The sequence below is a fragment of the Streptomyces sp. SM1 genome (assembly GCF_002910825.1).
Classification (GTDB): Bacteria; Actinomycetota; Actinomycetes; order Streptomycetales; family Streptomycetaceae; genus Streptomyces; species Streptomyces okerensis.
Map to the genome: position 1 here is coordinate 1 of NZ_NEUB01000646.1, position 10295 is coordinate 10295.

Below are 10295 nucleotides of genomic sequence, written 5' to 3' on the forward strand. Positions count from 1 at the left end.
GCAGCGCGCCCCGGAACTTCTCCCCCGCCTCCTCGCCCCGCCTGCTCCTGACGTCCCGTTCGCCGGGCTGCTCGGGCAGCGGCACGACCTTCGTGGCGTCCGCCGGCTCCTGGTCGGCCGCCTTGGGCCCGGGCGCGTTGACGACCGCGTTCAGCATGGCCCGGGCTCCGCTGACGTCGAGCCGCTGGGCGGGGTCCTTGGTGAGCAGCCCGTAGATGACGTCCCGGAGCGGTCCCGCGTTCCTGGGCTCCTCGAGCGGTTCGGTCATCACCGCCGTGAGCGTCGCGATGGCGGAGCCCTTGTCGTACGGGGGTGTGCCCTCCACCGCCGCGTAGAGCAGCCCGCCGAGCGACCAGAGGTCCGCCGCCGGCCCGGGCTTGTGCCCACGCGCCCGCTCCGGGGAGATGTACGAGGGAGCGCCGACCAGCATGCCCGTGGAGGTGATGGACGGGTCGCCCTCGACCTGGGCGATGCCGAAGTCGGTGAGCACGACCCGGCCGTCCTCGGCGATCAGCACGTTCGACGGCTTCACGTCACGGTGCAGGATGCCCTCCCGGTGCGCGGAGCGCAGCACGTCGAGCACGGCGAGCCCGACCTCGGCGGCACGCCCCGGCTCCAGCAGGCCGTCCTCCCGGATGACCTCGGCGAGCGACTTGCCCTCGACGAGTTCCATGACGATCCAGGGGCGGTCGTCCTCCTGCACCACGTCGAAGACGGTCACGGCACTGTTGTTGCGGATCCGCGCGATCGCCTTGGCCTCGCGCAGCGTCCGGGTGATCAGCCGCCGCTTCTCCTCCTCGTCGATGCTCGACGGGAAGCGGAGCTCCTTGACGGCGACGGTTCTCCCCAGGGTCTCGTCCTGGGCACGCCACACCGTCCCCATGCCGCCGCGGCCGAGCACGTCTCCCAGCCGGTACCGCCCGGCGAGGAGACGTGCGCTCTTGTCCTGACGGGATGTCCCCGCCCGCTCCGCCTCCGACATGCGTCCCCTCATGCAACCCGCCCTGACAGAGCCTTCATTGTCCCTCACCCGACAAGTGGCCGACGCCCAGGGTGCCTCTGTCCGCCCTGCGGACCCGGCGCGCGGGCAGCCCGGGTGAAGGACCCGCTCCCCGGCCCTGCATGATGTGCTCCGACAAGGAAGGACCCGGGATGCCGCCGCTTCGGAGCCTACTGGCTGTTCCCGTGTCGCTGGCCCTGCTCGCCCCGGCCGCCTCCCCCGCCCCGGCGGCCCCGGCCGTCGACGCGCTCCTTCCGCTGCTGGTCACCCGGGGTGGCGCCCCGGCCGCGGCACTGCTGGCCTCGGAGGAAACGGGCCCGCGCTATGCCCACGCCGGCCCGGGCATCGGGCGTGCCGACCACTTCCGCGCCGGCAGCGTCACCAAGACGTTCATCGCCGTCGTCGTCCTGCAACTCGCCGACGAGGGCCGCCTGTCGCTGTCCGACACCGTGGAAGAACATCTGCCCGGTCTGGTGCGGGGAGCGGGCAACGACGGCCGCGCGCTGACCCTGCGTTCCCTGCTCACTCACACCAGCGGCCTCCCCGACTTCGCCGCGGACACCCGGGGCACCCTCCCGGTGGCACCTCTTCAAGCCGTACGTATCGCACTCACCCACCCTCCGGCCGAACGCGGCCGATTCCTCTACTCGAACACCAACTACGTTCTGCTCGGCCTGGTCGTCGAACAGGTCGCCGGCCACTCCTACGCCGACGAGACCGAGCACCGCGTCATCGCTCCACTGGGCCTGACAGGCACCTCCTTTCCGGGCTCCCGCACCTCTCTGCCGCGGCCGCACGGCCGCTCGTACGCCGCCGACGGAACCGACGTCACCCTGCTCGACCCGCGGGTGGCGGGTGCCGCGGGCGAGGTGGTGACCACGCTCGCCGATCTGGACCGCTTCTACTCGGCCCTGCTCGGTGGTCGGCTGCTGCCCCCGCACCGGCTGCGGGAGATGCTCGACACCCGTGCCGCGCACGGCTCGTACGGCATGGGGCTGTTTCCCGTGACGCTTCCGTGCGGCACCACCGTGTGGGGGCACAACGGGCGTATCTCCGGCAGCTACGTGCGCACCGCGGCCACCGTCGACGGCCGGCGTGTCCTCACCTTCCGGGTGAACACCGACGCGATAGCGGACCCCGGTCTCGGACCCGCGCTGCTCGCGGCCGAGTTCTGCCCTCGCACCCGGTAGAACGGCCGGGCCCCGAACAGAGATCCCGGGTCCAGCCACCCGTTCGAGTGATTCGGGACGCCGCCGGCCGTCTCGCGGGACGGCTACCGCCGGCCGTCTCGCGGGACGGCTACCGCGGGACGGCTACCGCGGGACGGCTACCGCGGGACGGCTACCGCGGCACGATGTCCGGCGCGCCCAGGCGCGCGGCGTCCGCGGTCAGATCGTCGGGCTGCCGCTGCGACTCCCGTTCGGCCTCCACCCGCTTCTCGTAGTGCTGCACCTCGCGCTCGATCTGCCCCTCGTCCCAGCCCAGCACCGGCGCCATCAGCTCGGCGGCCTCCCGTGCGGACCGGGTGCCCCGGTCGAACGTCTCGATCGAGATGCGGGTGCGCCGGGTCAGCGCGTCGTCGAGATGCCGGGCCCCTTCGTGCGAGGCGGCGTAGGTGATCTCGGCGCGAAGATAGTCGTCGGCCGCCCGCAGCGGCTCGCCCAGCGAGGGGTCGGCGGCGATGAGGTCCAGAACCTCCTCCGCCATCGTCCCGTACCGCTGGAGCAGGTGCTCCACCCGCACCGGGTGCAGTCCGGTACGGGCCGCCGTCCTCGCCCGCGCGTTCCACAGCGCGTGGTAGCCCTCGGCGCCCACCAGCGGTGTGTCCTCGGTGACGCAGGCGGCGACGCGCACGTCGAGCCCGTGCACCGCCGCGTCCACCGCGTCCTTGGCCATCACCCGGTACGTCGTGTACTTGCCGCCCGCCACCACGACCAGTCCGGGCACGGGGTGGGCCACGGTGTGCTCGCGGGACAGCTTGCTGGTGGCGTCCGACTCGCCGGAGAGCAGCGGCCGCAGGCCGGCGAACACGCCCTCGACGTCGTCCCGGGTCAGCGGCACCGCGAGCACCGAGTTCACGTGCTCGAGCAGATAGTCGATGTCGGCGCTGGACGCGGCCGGGTGCGCCTTGTCCAGGTCCCAGTCGGTGTCCGTGGTGCCGACGATCCAGTGCCTGCCCCAGGGAATGACGAACAGGACGGACTTCTCGGTGCGCAGGATGAGCCCGGTCGTGGAGTGGATGCGGTCCTTGGGGACGACCAGGTGGATGCCCTTGGAGGCCCGGACGTGGAACTGTCCGCGCTCCCCGACCATCGCCTGGGTGTCGTCGGTCCACACACCGGTCGCGTTGACGACCTGCTTGGCGCGGACCTCGTACGAGCCGCCCCCCGCCACGTCCTGCACCCGGGCACCGACGACGCGTTCGCCCTCGCGCAGGAACCCGGTCACCCGGGCACGGTTCGCGGTCTTCGCGCCGTACGCGGCGGCCGTGCGGACGAGGGTCGCGACGAACCGGGCGTCGTCCATCTGGGCGTCGTAGTACTGCAGGGCACCGACCAGCGCGTCCTTCCTCAGACACGGGGCGGCACGCAGTGCGTGACGCCGGCTCAGGTGCCGGTGCACGGGCAGGCCCCGCCCATGACCGCGGGCCATCGCCATGGTGTCGTAGAGCGCGACGCCCGCTCCGGCGTACAGCCGCTCCCAGCCCTTGTGCCGCAACGGGTACAGGAACGGCACCGGGCGCACGAGATGCGGAGCGAGCCTTTCCAGCAGCAGACCGCGTTCCTTCAACGCCTCGCGCACGAGCGCGAAGTCGAGCATCTCCAGATAGCGCAGGCCACCGTGGACCAGCTTGCTGGACCGGCTGGAGGTGCCCGACGCCCAGTCACGTGCCTCGACCAGCCCGGTGGACAGGCCGCGTGTCACGGCGTCGAGCGCCGTGCCCGCACCGACCACTCCGCCGCCCACCACCAGCACGTCCAGTTCGTGCTCGGCCATGGATGCGAGTGATTCCGCCCGCTGCACCGGCCCCAGTGTCGCTGTCCTCACCGCTGCCTCCCGCTCATCGGTCGCGTCGGCCGCACCCGTCGGGCGAAGCCCGGTCCCTCAACCTCATGCCCAGATTCTGACCGTCTCGCCCGACTTCAGCCACACGCGCCCCCCTCCTGTGGACAACGCCCGCGGAACGACTCACCGGAAACCAGCCGATCAATCCCACATATCGGTCATATTTACTCCTAGTCTGACATTGCGCTCGCCTGTCCAGTCCACAGCGCTTGCGCACCTGTCGCACTCCGGTTATTGGGAAGGACGGCCCACGCCATGCCCGCAGATCTCGCCGTCATCGGACTCGGCCCGTACGGACTGCCCCTGGCCCAGGCCGCCGTCACCGCCGGCATCCCCACCGTCGGTTACCGGACGGGCCCGGAGCCCGGCGCCCTCAGCGCCGCCGAACAGCGCCGCATGCTCGCCCTGGGCTTCCGTACCACCACCAACCCCGCCGAGCTGGGCCGGGTGCGCACCGCCGTCATCTGCGCACCGACCCCGCGCGGCGCGGACGGCGGGCCGGCCCTCGGCCAGGTCGAGACGGCCGCCCGCACCCTCGCCGCGCGGCTGCGCCCGCACACCACGGTGATCCTGGAGTCACCGGTCCCCCCGGGGACGACGGAGGGTCCGCTGTTGCGCCTGCTCGAATCGGGTTCGGGCCTGCGCGCGGGGCGCGATTTCCACCTCGCCCACTCTCCCAGCCGCGTCGACCCCGGCAATCGCGACTTCACCCCGGCCAACACGCCGAAGGTCATCGGGGGCCTCACCCCCGCCTGCACCGAGTCGGCCGCCACCTTCTACGCACGCATCACCGACAAGGTCGTACGCGCACGCGGTCTGCGCGAGGCCGAGACCGTACAGCTTCTGGAGACCAACTTCCGGCACGTCAACATCGCCCTCGTCAACGAGATGGCCGCCCTCTGTCACGACCTGGGCATCGACCTCTGGGACGTCCTGCGCTGCGCCGAGACCAAACCCTTCGGCTTCCACGCCTTCCGCCCCGGACCCGGCGTCGGCGGCCACGCCGTCCCGCAGGACCTGACCGCCCACGCGGGCCGCACCCTGCGCATGGCGGAACTCGCCCAGGAGGTCAACAGCCGCATGCCGCGCTACGTCGTGCAGCGCGCCGCCGCCCTCCTCAACGAGCACGGCAAGTCCGCGCGCGGCGCACGCGTGCTGCTCCTCGGCGTCACCTACAAGGCCGACCTCGCCGACCAGCAGGGCAGCCCGGCGCGGGAGATCGCGGTCCGGCTGATGGAGCTGGGCGCCTCCATCAGCTACCACGACCCCCACGTCCCCTCCTGGAACGTCCTCGACCGTCCCGTTCCCCGCGCGGACTCCCTCTACGAGGCCGCCGCCGACGCCGACCTGACGATCCTGCTCCAGCAGCACCGCACGTACGACCTCCAGGGCCTGTCGGTGAAGGCGCAGCTCCTGCTCGACACGCGCGGGGCCACTCCTACGGGGGCGGCGCATCGGTTGTGAACGGGGCGCGCGGAGTCTGTCTGCGCCACAGGGTTGGTGGTGGGCGGGGGACCGCACGGGTACGGTAGAAAACAGGTGGAGCCCACCGCAGCGGGTACTGCGGCAGGCTCCTGAGAAGTGAACGGAGTGTCCACCCCTAATTCTCGTAGGGGTGGCCGCTCACTTCCCGTAGACCCACAAGACGCACCTCCTCCGGAACTTCACCATCCGCAGACGGATTCGATCCCAGGCGGTGGGCTTGCGGTGACGGCCCATGGCGCGCCCCCTTCCACGATGCCGCCAATAGCCCGGTAGGCGGTCCGTCTGGAATTCGGGCCGGGCCCCGAGGGCGGGGTCCGGAACCATCTCCTTGGAAGGGGGCGCTCCAGAGAACTGGGTCGCCGGGAACAGACATTACCGACTCGGCACCGCCCCTTCCTCGCGCATCGGCCCCGATGACAACCGCGCGCCCTCCGACTGCCGAGAGCGCCCCCCGCACGCCCCTGACGTGCGAGAGGGCCGGTCACCTCACCAGGTGACCGGCCCTCTCGGTGCCGTACGAAAAGTCCGCCCGACCCCTACCGCCGGTGCTGCGAGTCCGCCACCGTCACCTCGACGCGCTGGAACTCCTTCAGCTCGCTGTAGCCGGTGGTGGCCATCGCGCGGCGCAGGGCGCCGAAGAGGTTCATCGAGCCGTCGGGGGTGTGGGACGGACCGGTGAGGATCTCCTCCAGGGTACCGACCGTGCCGAGGTCGACCTTCTGGCCGCGCGGCAGTTCCTCGTTGACGGCCTCCATGCCCCAGTGGTTGCCCTTGCCCGGACCGTCCGTCGCGCGGGCCAGCGGGGAGCCCATCATCACGGAGTCCGCGCCGCAGGCGATCGCCTTGGCCAGGTCGCCGGACCAGCCGACGCCGCCGTCCGCGATGACGTGCACGTACCGGCCGCCGGACTCGTCCATGTAGTCGCGGCGGGCGGCGGCCACGTCGGCGACCGCGGTGGCCATCGGGACCTGGATGCCCAGCACGTTCCGCGTGGTGTGCGCGGCGCCGCCGCCGAAGCCGACCAGGACGCCCGCCGCGCCGGTGCGCATGAGGTGCAGGGCGGCCGTGTAGGTGGCGCAGCCACCGACGATCACCGGGACGTCGAGCTCGTAGATGAACTGCTTCAGGTTCAGCGGTTCGTGCGAGCCGGACACGTGCTCGGCCGACACCGTCGTACCGCGGATGACGAAGATGTCCACACCGGCGTCGACGACGGCCTTGGAGAACTGGACGGTGCGCTGCGGGGAGAGCGCGGCGGCGGTGACCACCCCCGAGTCGCGCACCTCCTTGATGCGCTGCCCGATCAGCTCCTCCTGGATGGGAGCGGCGTAGATCTCCTGGAGGCGCCGGGTGGCCGCCTCGGCGGGCAGGCCGACGATCTCGTCCAGCAGCGGCTGCGGGTCCGCGTGGCGCGTCCACAGGCCCTCGAGGTTCAGCACGCCGAGGCCGCCGAGCTCGCCGATGCGGATCGCCGAGGCCGGCGAGACGACCGAGTCCATGGGAGCGGCCAGGAACGGCAGCTCGAAGCGGTAGGCGTCGATCTGCCAGGCGATCGAGACCTCCTTCGGGTCCCGCGTACGGCGGCTGGGGACGACGGCGATGTCGTCGAAGGCGTACGCCCGGCGGCCGCGCTTGCCGCGCCCGATCTCGATCTCAGTCACGTCTGTGGCCTTTCCCTGATGCGTTTGCAGCGCCTTCCAGTATCCCCGACGGCCGCGGCGCCCACCGCCCCGGACGTCACGCGAGGGCGGCCCCGGATGCTCCGGAGCCGCCCTCGCCGAAGCCCGCCGCTACTGGCGGCTGTAGTTCGGTGCCTCGACCGTCATCTGGATGTCGTGCGGGTGGCTCTCCTTGAGACCGGCCGACGTGATGCGCACGAACCGGCCCTTGGACTCCATCTCCTCGATGGTCGCGGCGCCCACGTAGCCCATCGTCTGGCGCAGGCCGCCGACGAGCTGGTGCAGCACGTTGCCCAGCGGGCCGCGGTAGGGCACCTGGCCCTCGATGCCCTCCGGGACGAGCTTGTCGTCGGAGGCGACCCCGGCCTGGAAGTAGCGGTCCTTCGAGTACGACCGGGCCTGCCCGCGGGACTGCATGGCGCCCAGCGAGCCCATGCCCCGGTACGACTTGAACTGCTTGCCGTTGATGAACTGCAGCTCGCCGGGGGACTCCTCGCAACCCGCGAGGAGGCTGCCCAGCATCACGGTGTCGGCACCGGCGGCGAGCGCCTTGCCGATGTCGCCGGAGTACTGCAGTCCGCCGTCACCGATCAGCGGGACGCCTGCCGCGCGGGCGGCGAGGGACGCCTCGTAGATGGCCGTGACCTGCGGAACCCCGATGCCGGCGACGACCCGGGTGGTGCAGATCGAACCGGGTCCGACGCCCACCTTGATGCCGTCGACACCGGCGTCGATCAGCGCCTGGGCGCCGTCGCGCGTGGCCACGTTGCCGCCGATCACGTCGACGCCGACGCTCGACTTGATCTTCGCCATCCAGCTGAGGGCGTTGCTGTTGTGGCCGTGCGAGGTGTCGACGACCAGGAAGTCCACACCGGCCTCGGCGAGCGCCTGGGCCCGCTCCAGGGCCTCGGGGCTGGCGCCCACGGCGGCGCCGACGATCAGCCGGCCCTCCCCGTCCTTGGCGGCGTGCGGGTACTGCTCGGCCTTCACGAAGTCCTTGACCGTGATCAGGCCCCTGAGCAGACCCGCCTCGTCGACCAGGGGGAGCTTCTCGATCTTGTGGCGGCGCAGCAGCTCCATCGCCTCGACGCCGGAGATGCCGACGTGCCCGGTGACCAGCGGCATCGGGGTCATCACCTCGCGCACCTGACGGGAGCGCTCGGTCTCGAAGGCCATGTCACGGTTGGTGACGATGCCGAGCAGCTTCTTGTTGCCGTCGGTGACCGGGACACCGCTGATGCGGAACTTCGCGCACAGGGCGTCGGCCTCGGCGAGCGTGGCGTCCGGGTGAATGGTGATGGGGTCGGTGACCATGCCCGACTCGGAGCGCTTGACCAGGTCGACCTGGTTGGCCTGGTCCTCCACGGAGAGGTTGCGGTGGAGGACACCGACGCCGCCCTGGCGGGCCATGGCGATCGCCATGCGGGACTCGGTGACCTTGTCCATCGCGGCCGAGAGCAGGGGAATGTTCACCCGGACGTTGCGGGAGATGCGGGACGAGGTGTCAACCGCGTGGGGGAGCACCTCGGATGCGCCCGGCAGCAGCAGCACGTCGTCGTAGGTCAGCCCGAGTGTCGCGAATTTTCCGGGCACTCCGTCGACGTTCGCAGTCATGACACCTTCCCCAAATGGCCTTGATCGGTGCGGATGTCCATGCTAACGGGAAGCGCGGGTGTCCCATTCCACGGTTTCACACGGCTCCGGCTTCGTATGTTCGTACGGGAACGGCTGATCGTCCGTTCATATGCCGAGCCGAAGGGGCGGCGCGAGGTGGCGGTTACTGCTCCGCCAGGGCACGCAGCCGGCTCAGCGCGCGGTGCTGCGCCACCCGGACGGCCCCGGGTGACATTCCCAACATCTGGCCGGTCTCCTCCGCCGTGAGCCCTACGGCGATGCGCAGCAGGATCAGCTCGCGCTGGTTCTCGGGCAGGCTGGCCAGCAGTTTCTTGGCCCATTCGGCGTCGCTGCTGAGCAGGGCGCGCTCTTCCGGGCCGAGGGAGTCGTCGGGGCGCTCGGGCATCTCGTCGGAGGGCACGGCGGTCGAACCGGGGTGCCGCATCGCCGCGCGCTGGAGGTCGGCGACCTTGTGGGAGGCGATGGCGAAGATGAACGCCTCGAAGGGCCGGCCGGTGTCCTTGTAGCGGGGCAGCGCGAGGAGCACCGCGACGCAGACCTCCTGGGCGAGGTCCTCGACGAAGTGCCGGGCGTCGCCGGGCAGCCGGGACAGACGGGTGCGGCAGTAGCGCAGCGCCAGGGGGTGGACATGCGCGAGCAGGTCGTGTGTGGCCTGCTCGTCTCCGTCGACAGCGCGATGGACGAGCGCACCGAAAGCCCCTTGGGCAGTGCCCGCCTCGTCGTCGCGCATCGGTCCATGGTGCCCTGCGGACGTCTGGTCCGCGGCACCGCGCCCTTGGTTGTGCACCGAAGCGTTATGAGCAGGTGCGCCGGAACTCATACCCTGCGCCCTCCCCTCCCGCTCGACCGACTCGTCCCCGAGGAACTCCACACCTCAAGGATGCGCCATCCGCGCCGAAACGAGCAGCGGGCACCTTCCGGCCACCATGGAAGCCCAGGTGGGCCGGGCCGGTGCGGCTCCGGCGGGGTGCCCGGCCCGCGCGGAGGCCTGCCGGCCGGACCGGTCCGGTGCGGGACGGTCCGCACCCGAGTCCCGCCGCACCACGTCCGCCGCCCCACCCACAACCGCGCCCACGGGCGACACCGCGCGGAACAGCCACACACACCCCGGACACACAAGACGCCGGACCCGCACGTGGACAGGACACACCCACCACACCGCGCGGAACAGCCACACACACCCCGGACACACAAGACGCCGGACCCGCACGTGGACAGGACACACCCACCACACCGCGCGGAGGAGTCACACACCACCCGAACGCCCGGAACACCGGAGCCGCACAACGGCAGGGTGCGGGTGGTGGCACCCGCGCGAGTGGGGCGGACGACGGCTCCGCCGCACGGGCGAGCAGTCACCGCGTCCACACGGCCGCGCGCGGGAGGGACCGGGACGCCCGCGCCGGCGCACGTCGGAGACGCCCAGGCAC

The 10295-nt window shown here is 71.5% G+C and carries 7 protein-coding genes; 2 read left to right on the forward strand and 5 right to left on the reverse strand.

Annotated features, from left to right (window positions below; genetic code table 11):
* Positions 1 to 982: serine/threonine-protein kinase (locus B9S61_RS16790; protein ID WP_146064867.1), on the reverse strand; the 982-nt coding region annotated here is incomplete at its 3' end.
* Between the two features lie 170 nt (positions 983 to 1152).
* Between B9S61_RS16790 and B9S61_RS16795 the strand changes: the two genes are divergently transcribed.
* On the forward strand, positions 1153 to 2190 hold the full coding sequence (locus tag B9S61_RS16795) for a serine hydrolase (RefSeq protein ID WP_103542993.1): 1038 nt from the start codon (positions 1153 to 1155) through the stop codon (positions 2188 to 2190).
* A gap of 151 nt (positions 2191 to 2341) precedes the next feature.
* Here the strand turns inward: B9S61_RS16795 and B9S61_RS16800 are convergent, their stop codons facing one another.
* The gene (locus B9S61_RS16800) at positions 2342 to 4048 is read right to left on the reverse strand and encodes a glycerol-3-phosphate dehydrogenase/oxidase (protein WP_103542994.1); all 1707 of its coding nucleotides are present in this window, start codon (positions 4046 to 4048) and stop codon (positions 2342 to 2344) included.
* Positions 4049 to 4321: 273 nt separating this feature from the next.
* Between B9S61_RS16800 and B9S61_RS16805 the strand changes: the two genes are divergently transcribed.
* On the forward strand, positions 4322 to 5530 hold the full coding sequence (locus tag B9S61_RS16805; protein WP_103542995.1) for a nucleotide sugar dehydrogenase: 1209 nt from the start codon (positions 4322 to 4324) through the stop codon (positions 5528 to 5530).
* 557 nt (positions 5531 to 6087) lie between these two features.
* On the opposite strand, the gene B9S61_RS16810 is transcribed toward B9S61_RS16805, so the two are convergent.
* The 3 genes from B9S61_RS16810 to B9S61_RS16820 form a co-directional block, all read right to left on the reverse strand.
* Entirely contained in the window at positions 6088 to 7212 is a 1125-nt protein-coding gene (locus tag B9S61_RS16810; protein ID WP_103542996.1) for a GuaB3 family IMP dehydrogenase-related protein, read from the reverse strand.
* 129 nt (positions 7213 to 7341) lie between these two features.
* Positions 7342 to 8844: an IMP dehydrogenase gene (guaB, locus tag B9S61_RS16815; RefSeq protein ID WP_103542997.1), complete on the reverse strand. Its 1503-nt coding sequence runs from the start codon at positions 8842 to 8844 to the stop codon at positions 7342 to 7344.
* A 163-nt stretch (positions 8845 to 9007) separates the two neighbouring features.
* Positions 9008 to 9595, reverse strand: coding sequence for a sigma-70 family RNA polymerase sigma factor (locus B9S61_RS16820; RefSeq protein WP_030221188.1), 588 nt, complete (start codon positions 9593 to 9595; stop codon positions 9008 to 9010).
* Between the last annotated feature and the right edge of the window lie 700 nt (positions 9596 to 10295).